Source organism: Streptomyces pyxinae (assembly GCF_024756275.1).
Classification (GTDB): Bacteria; Actinomycetota; Actinomycetes; order Streptomycetales; family Streptomycetaceae; genus Streptomyces; species Streptomyces pyxinae.
This window is the reverse complement of sequence record NZ_JANUGQ010000039.1, coordinates 1-15,140: the sequence shown is the minus strand read 5'-3', so window position 1 is coordinate 15,140 and position 15,140 is coordinate 1. Positions and strand designations below refer to the sequence as shown.

Annotated in this window: 13 protein-coding genes; 12 read left to right on the top strand and 1 reads right to left on the bottom strand. The window is 72.4% G+C overall.

Going from position 1 to position 15,140, the window contains the following annotated elements; genetic code table 11:
- The first annotated feature begins 87 nt into the window (after positions 1-87).
- The 4 genes from NX801_RS28940 to NX801_RS28925 all read left to right on the top strand — a co-directional run bounded on the left by NX801_RS28940 (position 88) and on the right by NX801_RS28925 (position 5,002).
- The gene (locus tag NX801_RS28940; protein ID WP_258790918.1) at positions 88-1,500 is read left to right on the top strand and encodes a DHA2 family efflux MFS transporter permease subunit; all 1,413 of its coding nucleotides are present in this window, start codon (positions 88-90) and stop codon (positions 1,498-1,500) included.
- An 82-nt stretch (positions 1,501-1,582) separates the two neighbouring features.
- A complete protein-coding gene (locus NX801_RS28935) occupies positions 1,583-2,758 on the top strand; it encodes a nucleotide disphospho-sugar-binding domain-containing protein (protein ID WP_258790917.1) in 1,176 nt (391 codons plus the stop codon).
- 30 nt (positions 2,759-2,788) lie between these two features.
- Complete coding sequence (locus NX801_RS28930) at positions 2,789-3,718, top strand: aromatase/cyclase (protein ID WP_258790916.1); 930 nt, start codon at positions 2,789-2,791, stop codon at positions 3,716-3,718.
- Between the two features lie 33 nt (positions 3,719-3,751).
- The gene (locus tag NX801_RS28925; RefSeq protein WP_258790915.1) at positions 3,752-5,002 is read left to right on the top strand and encodes a nucleotide disphospho-sugar-binding domain-containing protein; all 1,251 of its coding nucleotides are present in this window, start codon (positions 3,752-3,754) and stop codon (positions 5,000-5,002) included.
- 333 nt (positions 5,003-5,335) lie between these two features.
- Here the strand turns inward: NX801_RS28925 and NX801_RS28920 are convergent, their stop codons facing one another.
- Entirely contained in the window at positions 5,336-6,037 is a 702-nt protein-coding gene (locus NX801_RS28920) for a dTDP-4-dehydrorhamnose 3,5-epimerase family protein (RefSeq protein ID WP_258790914.1), read from the bottom strand.
- A gap of 170 nt (positions 6,038-6,207) precedes the next feature.
- On the opposite strand from NX801_RS28920, the gene rfbH reads away from it, so the two are divergent.
- The 8 genes from rfbH to NX801_RS28880 all read left to right on the top strand — a co-directional run bounded on the left by rfbH (position 6,208) and on the right by NX801_RS28880 (position 14,942).
- Positions 6,208-7,512 (top strand): lipopolysaccharide biosynthesis protein RfbH, encoded by a 1,305-nt coding sequence (gene rfbH, locus NX801_RS28915; protein ID WP_258790913.1) that lies wholly within the window; start codon positions 6,208-6,210, stop codon positions 7,510-7,512.
- 76 nt (positions 7,513-7,588) lie between these two features.
- Positions 7,589-8,350: an SDR family NAD(P)-dependent oxidoreductase gene (locus NX801_RS28910; RefSeq protein WP_258790912.1), complete on the top strand. Its 762-nt coding sequence runs from the start codon at positions 7,589-7,591 to the stop codon at positions 8,348-8,350.
- A 165-nt stretch (positions 8,351-8,515) separates the two neighbouring features.
- Positions 8,516-9,919 carry an NDP-hexose 2,3-dehydratase family protein gene (locus tag NX801_RS28905; protein WP_258790911.1) on the top strand — a complete coding sequence of 468 codons (1,404 nt, stop codon included), beginning with the start codon at positions 8,516-8,518 and terminating at the stop codon, positions 9,917-9,919.
- Positions 9,912-10,994 carry a Gfo/Idh/MocA family protein gene (locus tag NX801_RS28900; RefSeq protein ID WP_258790910.1) on the top strand — a complete coding sequence of 361 codons (1,083 nt, stop codon included), beginning with the start codon at positions 9,912-9,914 and terminating at the stop codon, positions 10,992-10,994. The genes NX801_RS28905 and NX801_RS28900 overlap by 8 nt, the downstream gene beginning before the upstream one ends.
- A complete protein-coding gene (locus NX801_RS28895; protein WP_258790909.1) occupies positions 10,991-12,670 on the top strand; it encodes an acyl-CoA carboxylase subunit beta in 1,680 nt (559 codons plus the stop codon). The genes NX801_RS28900 and NX801_RS28895 overlap by 4 nt, the downstream gene beginning before the upstream one ends.
- Positions 12,667-12,888: an acyl-CoA carboxylase epsilon subunit gene (locus NX801_RS28890; RefSeq protein WP_258790908.1), complete on the top strand. Its 222-nt coding sequence runs from the start codon at positions 12,667-12,669 to the stop codon at positions 12,886-12,888. Before NX801_RS28895 ends, NX801_RS28890 begins: the two co-directional genes overlap by 4 nt.
- A 13-nt stretch (positions 12,889-12,901) precedes the next feature.
- Positions 12,902-13,903, top strand: a complete 1,002-nt coding sequence (locus NX801_RS28885; protein WP_258790907.1) for a thiamine pyrophosphate-dependent dehydrogenase E1 component subunit alpha — start codon at positions 12,902-12,904, stop codon at positions 13,901-13,903.
- Between the two features lie 4 nt (positions 13,904-13,907).
- Entirely contained in the window at positions 13,908-14,942 is a 1,035-nt protein-coding gene (locus NX801_RS28880; RefSeq protein WP_258790906.1) for an alpha-ketoacid dehydrogenase subunit beta, read from the top strand.
- The last annotated feature ends 198 nt before the right edge of the window (positions 14,943-15,140 follow it).

The following is a 15,140-nucleotide window of genomic DNA, read 5'->3' as shown; positions in this document are numbered from 1 at the left end:
CGATCCCCCGGCGGGCCGCAGCTCCCATTTCCGCTTCACTCCTCCTCCAGCGGCTCCCCCTTCCGACCGACTCAAGGGAAGACAGTCATGTCCACGACCGTGCGTGCCACGGCGGATCGGCCGAGCGATCGTCTCGAACCCGCCGTCCTCAAACTCGGCAGCGTCCTGGTGCTCGGCACGATCCTCGCCGTGCTCGACTCCACCGTCGTCAACGTCGGAATCGAGGCCATCCGCAGCGACTTCGGCAGCTCGCTGGCCACGGTGCAGTGGATCAGCACGGGCTACCTGCTGGCATTCGCGCTGGTCGCCCCCATCAGCGGCTGGGCCACCAACCGCTTTGGCGCCAAGCGCGTCTGGATGACCTCGGTCGCCTGCTTCGTCCTCGGCTCCGCGCTGTGCGGCCTCGCCTGGTCTGCCGCCTCGCTGATCGTCTTCCGCGTGCTTCAGGGCATCGGCGGCGGCCTCATCCAGCCCGTCGGCCAGTCGATGATCGCCCAGGCCGCCGGGCCCAAGCGCATCGGCCGGGTGATGAGCCTGCTGATCATTCCGCTGACCTTCGCGCCCGCACTGGGCCCGGTCGTCGGCGGCGTCCTCATCGGTCTGCTCAGCTGGCAGTGGATCTTCTACATCAACATTCCGCTCGGTGCGCTCACCCTGCTGCTGGCCGCCCGGGTGCTGCCCAGCAGCACCCCCGAGGGAGGCCAGAGGCTCGACGTGCTCGGGCTGGCACTGATCTCACCCGGACTCGCCGCGATCATCTACGGATTCTCCGAGACCGGCAACGGCCACGGCTTCGCCGACACCGTCGTGCACGCCCCCGTCGCCGTCGGCGCGCTGCTGCTGATCGCCTACGCGGTCCACGCGCTGCGCCCCGGCTCCACACCCGTACTGGATCTCCGGCTGTTCGGCCGGCGTGCCTTCTCCCACGCGATCCTCACCTCGTTCCTGGTCGGTGCCGCCCTGTTCAGCTCGATGTTCATGCTGCCGCTGTACTACCAGCAGGCCCGCGGTCAGGACGCGCTGCACGCGGGACTGCTGCTGATCCCGCAGGATCTCGGCATCGCGGTCGCCATGTTCTTCGCGGGCAGGATCACCAGCCGACTCGGTCTGCGCACCGTCATGCTGGTGGGCATCGCCCTGGCCATGGCCGGCACCCTGGCGTACACCCAGGTCGGCGAGGAGCCCGGTGAACTCCTCCTCAGCACGGCGCTGTTCGTCCGCGGACTGGGTCTGGGCGGGGCCATGTCCCCGATGATCACCGCCGTCTTCCAGAGCGTCGCACCGCACCAGATGCCGCAGGCCGCCGGCATCAACAACGTCGTGCACCGCATCGGCGGCTCGCTCGGCACCGCCACCCTCGTCATCGTGCTCCAGCACCACACCGGCGGCCACGGCGGGAGCCTGGCCGACGCTTTCGGCACGACCTTCTGGTGGGCTCTGGGCATCAGCGCGCTCACGCTCCTCCCCGGGCTCGCACTGCCCGGCCGGGCCCGCGACTGACCGACGCCCGGCTCACCGACCGCCGACGCCTCCCGGAACGCACGTCCCCCACGTCCCCCGACCTCAGGCAGGTGAAGACAGTATGCGCGTCCTCTTTGTCGCCCACGGGGCAAGCCACGTCCCCTGGGCCGTCCCCCTGGCCTGGGCCACCCGGCTGGCCGGCCACGACGTACGGGTCGCGGCCCGGCCGCAGTCCGTCGACCGCGTCAAGGCCGCCGGCCTGACAGCCGTACCCATCGGCCACCACGCGGCCGGTGACGCCTTCGCCTCGTGGCGCCTCCCGGACAGCTCCGAGCGCCCCGAACGAGTCCCCGCGGACTGGCCGCTGGGTCCGCTGCCCTGGCCCGAGGACCGCCGCCTGAGCTGGGCGTCCCAACTCGTCGGGCTCGCCGACTCGCTCGCCGACGATCTGGTCGGCTTCGCCCGTGCCTGGCACCCCGACCTGGTCGTGTACGACATCGGTGCGGTCGTGGGCCTGGTCGCCGCCGCGGCGGCCGGAGTCCCCGCGGTGGGCTACAACTGGTGCCAGCCGGTCGGCATCTACTTCCTGGACGAGAAGGAGGTGCCGCCCGCCTACATTCGCGTGTTCGAACGATTCGGTGTCGAGCCCCGGATCGGCACCGACACCTGGATCGACACCTGCCCGCCCGCGCTGCGCCGCCCCAGCCGCGTTCCCCGCGTCCCCATGCGCTATCTCCCCTACAACGGCCCGGGTGAGGTTCCCGGCTGGCTGCTCGACCGCTCCGGCCGAGCCCGGGTGCTCTTGTCCGGCGGCATCACCACCAGCAACTTCGCCGACCGCCGCCGGCAACTCCTGGACGAGGTCGCCGACCTGGACGCCGAGGTCGTCATCGCCGTCGCCGGCGCCAAGGACGCCGGAGGCCCCCTGCCCGCCAACGTCCGCACCACCGGCTGGGTACCACTGGACGCCCTGATGCCCACCTGCGACCTGCTCGTCCACCATGGCGGTGCCGGCACCGGCATGACGGGCTTCGCCCACGGCGTGCCGCAGATCACGGTGCCCGACAACGCCGAGTCCACCCAGTGGCTGTGGGGCCGGCTGGTCGAGCAGGCCGAGGCCGGGATCACCGTGGCGCCCGACCGGCAGCCCATCCCCGGCGCGCTGCGTACCGCGATCGAGGGCGTGCTGGGCGAGCCCCGGTACGCCGAGCGTGCCCAGCAGGTCCGCCAGGAGATCGAGGCCATGCCGCTGCCCGGCGAGCTGGTCGGCTACCTGGAAGCCCGCGCCACCTCCTGAAACCCGCTGCCCGACTTCGCTAGGAGCACCATGACCGAGACCACGACCCAGGCCGCACGGCGGACGGGCTCCGCGGCGGAGGAGATCCACCGCACCGAGGCCCGGATCACCATCGACGCGCCCGCCGAACTGGTCTATCGCACACTCACCGACGTTGCCGGCTGGCCACTGCTGTACCCGTGGATCGTGCACACCGAGATCGTCGAGATGCGCGGCACCGGGGACCTGTCCAGGTTCTGGGCGGTGCGCCCCGGGCCCGAGGGCGGACTGCGGATCTGGCAGTCCCGGCGCACCCTGCACGACGACACGCTGCGCATGGTCTTCGAGCAGCAGGGCAGCGTCGGCGCGATCCGCGGGCTCGGCGGCGAGTGGCTGTTCATCCCCCTGGAGAACGGCGGCTGCCGTGTCGAGTCGCACCACTGGTTCACCACCGATCAGGACCCGGCCGTCACCGCCGGAGAGCTGGACCGGCACGGCGCTCTCCAGATGCGCACCCTCAAGGCGGCCGTCGAGGGCCGCGAACAGGACGGGCCGCTGGTGCTTCGCGCCGACCGGAGCGCGCTGCTGCCCGGCACCGTCGAGGAGATCCACGCACGGCTGGCCGCGGCCCTCGGCCAGGACGGACCCGCCACCGGGGAGACCGCCGGGTTCGGCACCGCGGTCATGGAGCATCCCGACGGCACCACGCACAGCGGCCGCATCGTCCGCATCGGCCGGCCGCCGCACACCCTTGTCGTCAAACACCTCGACGCGCCCGGTGAGTTCGCACTGTACCGGCGCTCGTGGCGGCTGGCCCAGGAGGCGGACGGTGTACGTGTCACCGCCGGACACCTCGCCGTGGCCCGCCCCGAAACCCTCGCCGGGGACCGTGCGGGTGAGCGCCGCCGCGCACTGATGGCCTGGCTGGACGAGGGCGCGGGGCGGGACCTGTCCCAGGGAGCCAGCCACTCCGTGGAGTGAGCCGCGCGCCACGTCGACCCCCGAAGGAGCACCGTGCGCATTCTCTTCACCACCTGGTCCGCGTCCGCGCACCTCTATCCGATGGTTCCGCTCGCCTGGGCCTGCCGGGCCGCGGGACACGAGGTACTGGTCGCCGTACCGTCCCACTGCGTCCCCGCGGTCGGCGCCGCCGGGCTGACCGCGGTGCCCGTCGCCGCCGAGCCCCCCGCCGCGCCCCTCACGACGGGTGGCCCCGGGCCGCGCGCCCCGCTGCGCGGCTGGCCCGCCGACTGGCCACTGCGACTTGGCGAACTGGGGGAGGAACGACAGCGGTTGCTGACGTCGCTGGTCGACCGGCAGGTACGGATCGCGGAAGACATGGTGCCCGGGCTGCTGGACTTCGCCCGCACCTGGCACCCCGACCTGATCGTCGCGGACGGCTCCACCTACGCGGGCACCGTCGTGTCCCAGCTGCTGGGAGTTCCGCTGGCCGCCCACCTGTGGGGCACCGCGGCGGTCCTCCGGCTGGAGCACGGCGGTCCGGGTGGCAGCCCGCTGCCCCGCTACCGTGAACTGTTCGAACGCCACGGCGCGGACCCCGCGCACGCCCCCGTCGGCTGGCTCGACCCGTGCCCGCCGATGCTCCGGCTGCCCACCTCCGAACGCCGGCTGCCGGTGCGGCATGTGCCGTACAGCGGTCCCGGCCGACTGCCTGCCGGGCTGCTCGGTACGCCCGCGCGGCCCCGGGTGTGCGTCACCTGGGAGGCCGGCGCACACCCGGCCGGCGGGCCCGGGGGCCGCCTCCATCCGCTGCTGGCCGCGGCCGGTCTGCTGGCTGCCGACGGCGTGGAAGTGGTGCTGGCCCTCGGGCCCGCCCAGCGTGCCGCACTGACCCGGCTCCCCGACGGAGTCGGCGTGACAGACGCGTCCGTGGCGCATCTGCTGCTTCCCACCTGTGTGGCCGTCGTGCACCAGGGCAGCGGTGGTACGACCATGACCGCGGCGGCCGCCGGAGTGCCCCAGCTCGTGGTGTCACCACGCCCCGAGCAGATGCTCACCGGTGAGCGGCTGCGCGCCGTGGGCGCGGGCCGGCACCTGCCCGGCGGTGATCTCGCGGACGACGCCGAGGCCGCTGTCCGGGTGCGGGACACGGTCCTGGAACTGCTGGGCGGCCCCGTGCGGGACGCGGCGGCGGCACTGCGCGACGAGATCCGGTCCCTGCCCGCCCCGTCCCGGGTGGCCGCCGGCCTTCCCCGGCTCGCCGCCTCGGCCGTGGCCGGCCGCGCTGTGCGGGCAGGCCGGTGACCCGTCCGGCGGGACAGCTCACCCAGGGGCTTTCGTTCGGACCAGGCCGGATCGATGAGCGGTGTCCGGTGCTGAAGTGCGTCGGGCCGTCCCCGGGGCCATCAGAGCCGAGGGGAGACCATGCGAGGTGGAGGAGGGAGCACATCCCGGCCGGAGGCTGGGGGAGAGTCCCTGTGTCGGGGTCCCCTGGCCGAGCGGAGCCGGGACATCGGGGGAAGCGGCGACCGACGACGACTCCCCCGGACGATATCCGGGGGAGTGCGGTGCCCTGGGGGCGCTCCCGGTGAAGCCGGGGGCAGCGCCGGGAGCCCGGCGAGGTCCGGACGACAGGCCCTAAGGCCGGTCCGCCCCGCGCCCGGCCGGCGTGTCGCGGGGCGGCCGGGCGGCCGTCCCGTCGCCGGACCGGAGTGGCGGATGTTCCCGGCGTGCCGCCCGCCGCCGGTCCGCGTAGTGGCGCAGGCACTCGTCGTACGTGGCGAGCAGCCCCTGATCGGCGGCACCGGCGAGCGAGGGAGCCGCCGCGTCCTTCTCCGACAACAGCGGGTCCCCGGCCAGCCCCAGATGCCAGGGCAGGCCGAGTTCCGGATCGAAGGGGAAGATGTCCACCTGGGTGCCGGGCACGTACTCGGTGGAGCAGAGGTAGCTCACGCACGCGTCGTCGGTCAGCGCCACGAATCCGTGGGCCAGCCCCTCGGCCACGAACATGCCGGTTCCTTCGCGCGCGTCGAGCACCGCCGTGGTGTGCGCGCCGAAGGCGGGCGAACCCAGCCGCACGTCGGCGACGAAGTCACGCACCGCGCCGCGCACACATGCGACGTACTTCGCCTGCCCCGGCGGCAGCAGCACGGAGTGCAGGCCGCGGACCGTGTCGCGCCTGGACGAGGAGAGGTTGACCTGTCTGGGGAGCAGCACATGCCCCGTCGCACGCGCCAACTCCTCGTACCGGAAAGCTTCGTGGAAGCTGCCACGGTCGTCGGTGAGGGTACGCGGCACGATCCGGTAGGCGTCGGGCACGGCCGTGTCATGGATGTCCATCGCGCGCACGTTAGGCGCCGCCGCTCGAACGCCGCTCGGGCGCCCGGTCCGTTCGGTGTCCATCTTGTGTCGAGCCCGATTCGAGGTGGGTGGCGCAGCCTCGGAGCGTACTGACCAGTGCTCGCCACAGGTGCGGGGATGGGCCGAGGCCGATGTTGAAGGAGGCAGGGATGCGTGGGGACAAGGCGCTCATTCTCGATCAGGTCCGCAAGTACCATGAGGACGTCGCGGACACCCGGCCCTTCGAGCCAGGGGTGACGGAGATCTGGCCCTCCGGGGCGACGCTGGACGCCGGGGACCGCGCCGCGCTGGTGGAGGCCGCACTCGACCTGCGCATCGCGGCCGGCACCAGCTCCCGCACCTTCGAGACCCGCTTCGCCAAGATCCTCAAGCGTCGCAAGGCCCATCTGACCAACTCCGGTTCCTCCGCCAACCTCCTGGCTCTGACCGCCCTGACCTCCCCGACTCTGGGCGACCGGCGGCTCAGGCCCGGAGACGAGGTCGTCACCGTCGCGGCCGGGTTCCCCACCACGGTCAACCCCATCATCCAGAACGGCCTCGTACCCGTCTTCGTCGATGTGGAGCTGCGTACCTACAACACCACCGCGGACCGCGTGGCCCAGGCCATCGGGCCCAAGACCCGCGCCATCATGATCGCCCACGCCCTCGGCAACCCCTTCGAGGCGGCGGAGATCGCCGAACTCGCCCGCGCACACGACCTCTACTTCGTCGAGGACAACTGCGACGCGGTCGGCACCACCTACCAGGGCCGGGTCACGGGCACCTTCGGCGACCTGACCACCGTCAGCTTCTACCCGGCCCACCACCTCACTATGGGTGAGGGCGGCTGCGTGCTGACCTCCGACCTCCGGCTCGCCCGGATCGTGGAGTCCCTGCGCGACTGGGGCCGGGACTGCTGGTGCGAACCCGGCAAGAACAACACCTGCTTCAAGCGGTTCGACTACCGGATGGGCACCCTTCCGCACGGCTACGACCACAAGTACATCTTCTCCCACGTCGGTTACAACCTGAAGGCGACCGACCTCCAGGCGGCCCTCGGCCTGAGCCAGCTGGCCCGGCTGGATGAGTTCACCGCCGCCCGCAAGCGCAACTGGCGCCGACTGCGGGAGGGCCTGGACGGCCTGCCCCATCTGCTGCTGCCCGAGCCCACCCCGGGCAGCGACCCCAGCTGGTTCGGATTCGTCCTCACCGTTCGTCCCGACGCCCCCTTCACCCGCGCCGAACTCGTCACCCATCTGGAGGACCGCAAGATCGGCACCCGCCGCCTCTTCGCCGGCAACCTCACCCGTCAGCCCGCCTATACCGACCAGCCGCACCGCGTCGTCGGCGACCTCACGAACAGCGACCTCATCACCGAGCACACCTTCTGGATCGGTGTCTATCCGGCCCTCACCGACGAAATGCTCGACTACGTCATCGGCACGATCAAGGAGTTCGTGGCGGCCCGCGGATGACCTGTCCGTCAAGAGGACGAGCGAGCCCGAAGAACCCGAAGAACCCGAAGAACGCGACGGACATGAAGGATCGGACATGGATCTCGGGCTGAGCGGACGCACCGTGCTGGTGACAGGAGCGACCAGCGGAATCGGCCGGGCAGTGGCCCGCGCCTTCTCCCGGGAGGGCGCCAGAGTCGCCGTCTCCTACCGCAACGACCAAGTGGCGGCGGAGAAGTTGGCCCAGGAGCTGGGTGCCGGGCAGGACCGGGCCTTCCCGGTCCCGTACGCCCTGGACGATCCCGCCTCGCCGAAGCGCGTGGTGGCCGCCGTCGAGGAACGCTGGGGCTCGCTGGACGTCCTGGTGGCCAACGCGGTGCGCTGGGGCGTGCGACGGGCGCCCGGCACCCCCTTCGAGAACGTACCCGAGGAGGACTGGCTGCCGGTCGTGGACGGCAACCTCGCACCCGTGATCCGCACGGTCCAGCAGGCCGTGCCAGGGATGCGCGGGCGCGGCTGGGGCCGGATCGCGCTGATCTCCTCGCACAACGCCCTGGGTGGCAATCGCGGCCAGGAGTTCTACGGAGCCGCCAAGGCCGGACTGCACGGCCTGGCCCGCAGCCTCATGTGGGACCTCGGCGGCGACGGCCTCCTGGTCAACGTGGTCTGCCCCGGGCTGACCGTGACCGAGCGCATGCTCAAGGGACTGCCGGAGCCGGTCCGCGCCCGGGAGATCGCCGCGACGCCCACGGGGCGGCTCAGCGACCCCGAGGACGTGGCCAGAACCGTGCTGTTTCTGTGCTCCGCGGCGAACGGGAACATCACCGGCGAGTCGCTCACCGTGGCGGGCGGCCGCTGAGCGCGGCCCCACCCGCGGCCGACGACGCCCGCACCACACGGACGGCGCCGCCCGTCCCCTCGTACGCCGGCCCCCCGGGTACCTCCCACCTCCGTACGGATGGCGTCCGTACGGCTTCACGCCCGTACGACCACGCGTCCGTACGACTTCGAGGAGTCGATCCCCATGTCACCCAAACTCGCGACGGACAGCGCGCTGAGGCCGCGGTACGACGCTGCCCCGTCTGCCCGGATCGCCCGTTCGACGGCAGCCGCACAGGGCGCGGTCATGGACCTCCGGGAGTTTGACCAGTGGTTCGCCGAGCGGCGCGCGGCCCATCCCTTCCGGGTCGGGACCATCCCCTTCGCCGAGCTGGAGGGCTGGCGCACCCAGGAGGGCACGGGAAATCTCGTACACCGCAGCGGGCGCTTCTTCAGTGTCGAGGGACTGCGGGTGACCGTGGACGCGGGTGGCGGCGGCTGGCACCAGCCCATCATCCGGCAGCCGGAGATCGGCATCCTCGGGATCCTCGTCAAGGAGTTCGACGGGGTGCTGCACTGCCTGATGCAGGCCAAGATGGAGCCGGGCAACCCCAACCTGCTCCAGCTCTCGCCCACCGTCCAGGCCACCCGCTCCAACTACACCAAGGTGCACGGCGGCGCGGACGTGAAGTATCTCGAGTACTTCACCCGGCCCGGGAGCGCGAGGGTGCTGGCCGACGTGCTCCAGTCCGAGCACGGCTCCTGGTTCCACCGCAAGCACAACCGGAACATGATCGTGGAGACCACGGCCGACGTGCCGCCGCACGAGGACTTCCGCTGGCTCACCTTCGGCCAGATCGCCCGGCTGCTGCGGCTGGACAACGTGGTGAACATGGACTCCCGCACGGTCCTGTCCTGCGCGCCCGCGGCGGACGCCGAAGCCCGGTCCGCCGCGCTGCACTCCGACGCCGAACTCGCCTTCTGGCTCACCGGGACGCGCTCCCGGCACGGTGTCCGCACCGAGCGGGTGCCGCTCGCGGGGCTGCCGGACTGGGAGCGCGACGCGCACACCATCCACCGCGCCGACGGCCGCTACTTCGACGTGGTGGCCGCGTCCGTGCGGGCCGGCAGCCGCGAGGTCACGCACTGGACGCAGCCGCTGATCCGCCCGCGCGGGCAGGGCGTGGTGGCCATGCTGACCCGTCGCATCGACGGTGTGCCGCACCTGCTCGTGCACGCCAGGACGGAGGGCGGACTGCGGGAGGCCGTCGAGCTGTCGCCGACCGTCATGTGCACACCGGACAACTACGGGGGACCGGCCGAAGCCGGCCGGCCCGCCTTCCTGGACCTGGTGCTGCGAGCCGACGCCTCCCGCATCCGCTACGAGGCGCTGCACTCCGAGGAGGGCGGACGCTTCCTCGACGCGGTCAGCCGCTACCTGCTGATCGAGGCCGACGAGGGGGAAGCGCCACGGGACGAGCCGCCCGGCTACCGCTGGATGACCGCCGGGCAGCTGTCGCGGTTCATCCAGCGGGGGCACTCCGTCAACGTCCAGGCTCGCACCCTGGCCGCCTGCCTGGCCGCCGCGGAGTTCGGTGACCATGACTGAGCCCACCGGGTCCGCCACCCGGCGCCCCCTGCGCATCGGGGTACTGGGGAGCGCGGACATCGCCCGGCGCAGGATGCTGCCCGCCTTCGCGGCCGCCGACGGCATCGAGGTCGCCGCCGTCGCGAGCCGCGAGGCGGCGCGGGCCGCGGAACTCGCGAACCGTCACGGCTGCCGCCCCGTCACCGGCTACGCGTCGCTGCTCGACCTCGACGACGTGGACGCGGTGTACGTACCACTGCCCGCCGCGCTGCACGCCACATGGGTGGAGGCGGCGCTGCTGGCCGGCAAGCACGTTCTCGCCGAGAAGCCGCTGACCTGTGAACCGGCGCGCACCCGCGAACTGCTGGAGCTGGCGCGGCAGCGGTCGCTCGCGCTGATGGAGAACGTCATGTTCGTCCACCACCCCCAGCACCGGGCCGTGCGCGCCCTGGTCACCGACGGGGCGATCGGGGAGCTGCGCTCCTTCAGTGCCGCGTTCGCCGTGCCCCTCCCGCCCGCCGGCGACATCCGGCACGCGCCCGGACTCGGCGGCGGCGCACTGCTGGACATCGGCATCTACCCCATTCGGGCAGCCGCCCACTTCCTCGGCGAGCGGCTGCGCACGGTCGCCGCGACCCTGCACACCGGCCCGGGCGGCACCGTGGAGACCGCGGGCGCCGCACTGCTGCGCGACGAGCACGGCGTCAGCGCACAACTGACCTTCGGCATGGACCACTCCTACCGGTCGGCGTACGAACTGTGGGGCAGCGAGGGCCGGATCACCCTTGACCGCGCCTTCACCCCACCGTCCGGCCACCGTCCGGTGATCCACCTGGAGCGGCACGGGACCACCGAGCGGATCGAGCTGCCGCCTGCCGACCAGGTCGCCCTGACGGTGGAGGCGTTCGAGGCCGCCTGCCGGGCCGCGGCCGCCCCGGACTCCGGCCCGGCCGCTCCGCCCGACGCGCGTGTCTGTCTCCGGCAGGCCGACCTGCTGGACGCGGTGCGCCGCTCGGCACAGCGGCGGGAGTCCGGCAGGGCTCCGCGGTCCACCGCCGACGACCTCACAACGTACGCAGTGGAAGGACGCACATGACCACCATCGAGGAAGCCCCTCCGGCACAGCGGCAGGCGGACGCGACCACGGGTTCGTCCGCCCCGTCCGACGCCGCGCCCCCGCCGCCCGCCGGGCCGCCCTACCCCACTGGCGACAAGCCGGTGAGGACCGCCGCGGACCGTGTCGCGGACCTGGTGGAGATCCGGGAAGCGGTACTGAGCGGTCCCGGCCCCAAGGCCACCGAGGCCCAGCACGCCAAGGGCAAGCTGACCGCCCGTGAGCGCATCGGCCTCCTCTTCGACAAGGGCACCTTCACCGAGGTGGAGGGGCTGCGCAGGCACCGGGCCACCGGCTTCGGCATGGAGGCCAGGCGGCCGCACTCCGATGGCGTGATCACCGGCTGGGGACTGGTCGACGGCCGCGAGGTCTTCGTCTACGCCCATGACTTCCGGATCTTCGGCGGGGCGCTCGGCGAGGCACACGCCACCAAGATCCACAAGATCATGGACATGGCCGCCGCGGCCGGGGCACCCGTCGTCGGCCTGTGCGACGGGGCCGGCGCCCGCATCCAGGAGGGGGTCACCGCTCTCGCCGGATACGGCGGCATCTTCCAGCGCAACGTCCGCAACTCCGGTGTGATCCCGCAGATCAGCGTCATCATGGGCCCGTGCGCGGGGGGTGCCGCCTATTCGCCGGCGCTCACCGACTTCGTGTTCATGGTGCGCGAGACCTCGCAGATGTTCATCACCGGACCCGACGTGGTCCAGGCGGTCACCGGCGAGAAGATCACCCAGAACGAACTGGGGGGCGCCGACGTGCACACGGGTGTCTCCGGAGTCGCGCAATTCGCGTACGACACCGAGGAGGAGTGCCTCCAGGAGGTCCGCTACCTGCTGTCGCTGCTGCCCGCCAACAACCGCGAACTGCCGCCCCACACCGGTGTGGACGACCCGGAGGACCGGCGCACCGACTCCCTCGTGGATCTGGTGCCCGCCGAGCGCGGCCGTTCCTACGACATGCGCCGGGTCGTCGAGGAGATCGCCGACGACGGCGAGTACTTCGAGGTGCACCACCGCTGGGCCGGCAATGTCATCTGCGCGCTGGCCCGGATGGGCGGCCAGGTGGTCGGCATCGTCGCCAACCAGCCCGGTGACCTCGCCGGCGTGCTCGACATCTCCTCCTCCGAGAAGGCCGCGCGTTTCGTGCAGTTCTGCGACGCGTTCAACATTCCGCTCGTCACCCTGGTCGACGTGCCGGGCTTCCTGCCCGGCGTCGATCAGGAGCACGGCGGTGTCATCCGGCACGGCGCCAAGCTGCTGTACGCCTACTGCAACGCCACCGTGCCCCGGATCTCCGTCGTGCTGCGCAAGGCGTACGGCGGCGCGTACATCGTCATGGACTCCCAGTCCATCGGCGCCGACCTGACGCTGGCCTGGCCCACCAACGAGATCGCCGTCATGGGCGCCGAGGGCGCGGCCAACGTCATCTTCCGACGCGAGATCGCCGCGTCCGACGATCCCGAGAGCACTCGCGCCCGGCTGATCGAGGAGTACCAGGAGAAGCTGATGCACCCCTACTACGCGGCCGAGCACGGGCTCGTCGACGACGTCATCCACCCGGGCGAGACCCGGATCAAGCTGATCGCCGCGCTGAAGATGCTGCGCGCCAAGTACACGGCGCTGCCCAGCCGTAAGCACGGGAACCAGCCCCAGTGACCGGCCAGGACCCCCAGGCGCTGCGTGTCCTGCGCGGCGCCCCGACAGCCGAGGAAGTGGCCGTCCTCACCCTCGCTCTGCTCGCGCTGTCCCGCCGTGCGGCGGAGCCCGTCGGCGAGCGGACCACCAGCCGGCCGCGCTGGCCGCGCGGTGCCGATCCCCTGCCCGCCGCAGGACGCTGGGCGGGCGGCACCCTGCCCGGCTGGCGCTCCCCCTGAAAGGAAGAGACCGATGACGACCCTGGACCGGCTGCGGCTGGTACGCGGCATGGTGCGCATCCGCTGTGCCGAGGAGACGCTCGCGGACCTGTACCGCGACGAACAGCTGATGCGCACCCCCACCCACTTTTCCATCGGCCAGGAAGCCACGTCGGTCGGGGTGTGCGCGGCGGCCCGGCGCAGCGACGTGGTCTACAGCGCCCACCGCTCGCACGCGCCCTACCTCGCCAAGGGCGGCGACCTGACCGCTCTGGTCGCCGAGCTGTACGGCAAGGAGACCGGCTGCGCGCGCGGGCGTGGTGGCTCGGTGCACCTGGTGGACCAGGCCGCGGGGTTCGGCGGCTCCTCGGCCATCCTCGGCGAGATGATCCCCGTCGCGGTCGGCGCGGCGTGGGCGTTCGCGATGGACGGCGCACCGCGCGTGGCACTCACGTTCTTCGGGGACGGCGCCTCCGAGGAAGGCGTCTTCCACGAGTCGCTCAACTTCGCCGCGCTGCATCGGCTGCCGGTGGTCTTCGTGTGCGAGAACAACCGGTACTCCATCGCCTCGCCGCTCTCCGCCCGCCAGCCGGCCGGCAGCAGCATCTGGCAGCGGGCCCTGGGATACGGCATGCGCGCCGGCCGGATCGACGGCAATGACGTCTTCGCCGTCCATGACGCGGCGCGCACAGCCATCGAGTCAGCCCGCGCGGGGGGCGGTCCCCAGCTGCTGGAGCTCGACACCTACCGCTGGCGCGAGCACGTCGGCCCGCACTGGGACGAGGACGGCGCGTACCGCACCCACGCCGAGGTCGCCTCCTGGATGGAGCGCTGCCCGATCCGCACCGCGGCCGACGCGCTGCGCGCCGAGGTCCCCGCCGTCGACGCCCGCATCGACGACTGGCGGGCCGAGTTCACCGAGGACGTCCACCGGGCCGCGGACCTCGCGCGGGCCGCCGCCTTCCCCGAGGTGACGGATCTGCTCTCGGGCACCCATGAGCCGCGGCCGCTCGCCGCGACCGCCGAGAGGAACTGAACCGATGCGTACGCTCACGTACTGGCAGGCCATCAGCGAGGCCACGGTGCAGTGCATGGCCGACGACCCGAGCGTCTTCGTCGCGGGCGAGGGCGTCGACGACGACAAGGGCATCTACGGAACGACCCGCGCGGCGTTCGAGCGCTTCGGCCCGACCCGCGTCATCGACGTGCCCAACTCGGAGAACGCGACGGCCGGCATCGCCGTCGGAGCCGCCGCCATGGGCCGCCGCCCCCTGATCGTGCACTCCCGGGCGGATTTCCTGTTCCTCGCCATGGACGCGCTGGTCAACCTCGCTGCCAAATGGCGATATATGTATGGTGACCAGGGCGGTGTGCCCGTGGTGACCCGCGCCGTGGTGGGCCGCGGCTGGGGCCAGGGCGCGACACACTCGCAGAGCCCGCAGTCCGTCTTCGGGCACTTCCCCGGACTCAACGTCGCGATGCCCGCGTCTCCCGCGGACGCCAAGGGGCTCCTCGTCCAGGCGCTGCGCGCGGGAACACCGACACTGCTGCTGGAGAACCGCGGCCTGTACCGCATGGAGGGCGAGGTGCCCGAGGAACCGGTCTCCGTCCCCTTCGGGCGCGGCCGGATCGCCAGGCCCGGCACGGACGTGACCGTGGTCGCCGCCTCGCTGATGGTGTACGAGGCCGAGCGTGCCGCCGCACTGCTCGCGGAGCGAGGTGTCAGCGTCGAGGTCGTCGATGTCCGCAGCATCCGTCCGCTGGACGAGGAGCTGATCTGCTCCTCGGTCGCGCGCACGGGACGGCTGGTGGTCGCCGACACGAGCTGGGCGAGGTACGGTCTCGCCGCCGAGGTCGCGGCGGTCGTCGCGGAGAAGGCGTTCGACTCACTGCGCCGGCCGGTGCGCCGGGTCACCCTGCCGGACTGCCCGGCACCGGTGTCCCACCCGCTGGAGGAGGCGTACCACCCCAACGCGGACCGTATCGCGGCGGCCTGCCTGGAAATGGTCGGCGGCGCCCCGCCGCGGACGCGTCAGCTGCCGGATGTCACCGCCGGGTTCATCGGCCCGTACTGAGCCCGCCGCCATCCGCGGGCCCGCCCGTCCCGGCCCCCGTTACCAGGGAGTTGGGACGGCCGGCCCGGGAACGTCCGCCGTCCGGCCGTGCGCGCCGGCAGGCGGTGGTGGTACGGCTCCGGGCGGCGGGGGGGGGGCGCGCGGCGCCCGCCGCCGTCACCCAGGGCGTCCGGGTTGCAGGGGTTGGTGCGGCGAGGG

Excerpts from the sequence above, each read along its gene's own strand:
- NX801_RS28935 (WP_258790917.1), top strand. The coding sequence starts at position 1,583 with ATGCGCGTCCTCTTTGTCGCCCACGGGGCAAGCCACGTCCCCTGGGCC.
- NX801_RS28885 (WP_258790907.1), top strand. The coding sequence starts at position 12,902 with ATGACGACCCTGGACCGGCTGCGGCTGGTACGCGGCATGGTGCGCATC.
- NX801_RS28940 (WP_258790918.1), top strand. The coding sequence starts at position 88 with ATGTCCACGACCGTGCGTGCCACGGCGGATCGGCCGAGCGATCGTCTC.
- NX801_RS28895 (WP_258790909.1), top strand. The coding sequence starts at position 10,991 with ATGACCACCATCGAGGAAGCCCCTCCGGCACAGCGGCAGGCGGACGCG.
- NX801_RS28905 (WP_258790911.1), top strand. The coding sequence starts at position 8,516 with ATGTCACCCAAACTCGCGACGGACAGCGCGCTGAGGCCGCGGTACGAC.
- rfbH (WP_258790913.1), top strand. The coding sequence starts at position 6,208 with ATGCGTGGGGACAAGGCGCTCATTCTCGATCAGGTCCGCAAGTACCAT.
- NX801_RS28920 (WP_258790914.1), bottom strand. The coding sequence starts at position 6,037 with ATGGACATCCATGACACGGCCGTGCCCGACGCCTACCGGATCGTGCCG.
- NX801_RS28900 (WP_258790910.1), top strand. The coding sequence starts at position 9,912 with ATGACTGAGCCCACCGGGTCCGCCACCCGGCGCCCCCTGCGCATCGGG.
- NX801_RS28880 (WP_258790906.1), top strand. The coding sequence starts at position 13,908 with ATGCGTACGCTCACGTACTGGCAGGCCATCAGCGAGGCCACGGTGCAG.
- NX801_RS28930 (WP_258790916.1), top strand. The coding sequence starts at position 2,789 with ATGACCGAGACCACGACCCAGGCCGCACGGCGGACGGGCTCCGCGGCG.
- NX801_RS28910 (WP_258790912.1), top strand. The coding sequence starts at position 7,589 with ATGGATCTCGGGCTGAGCGGACGCACCGTGCTGGTGACAGGAGCGACC.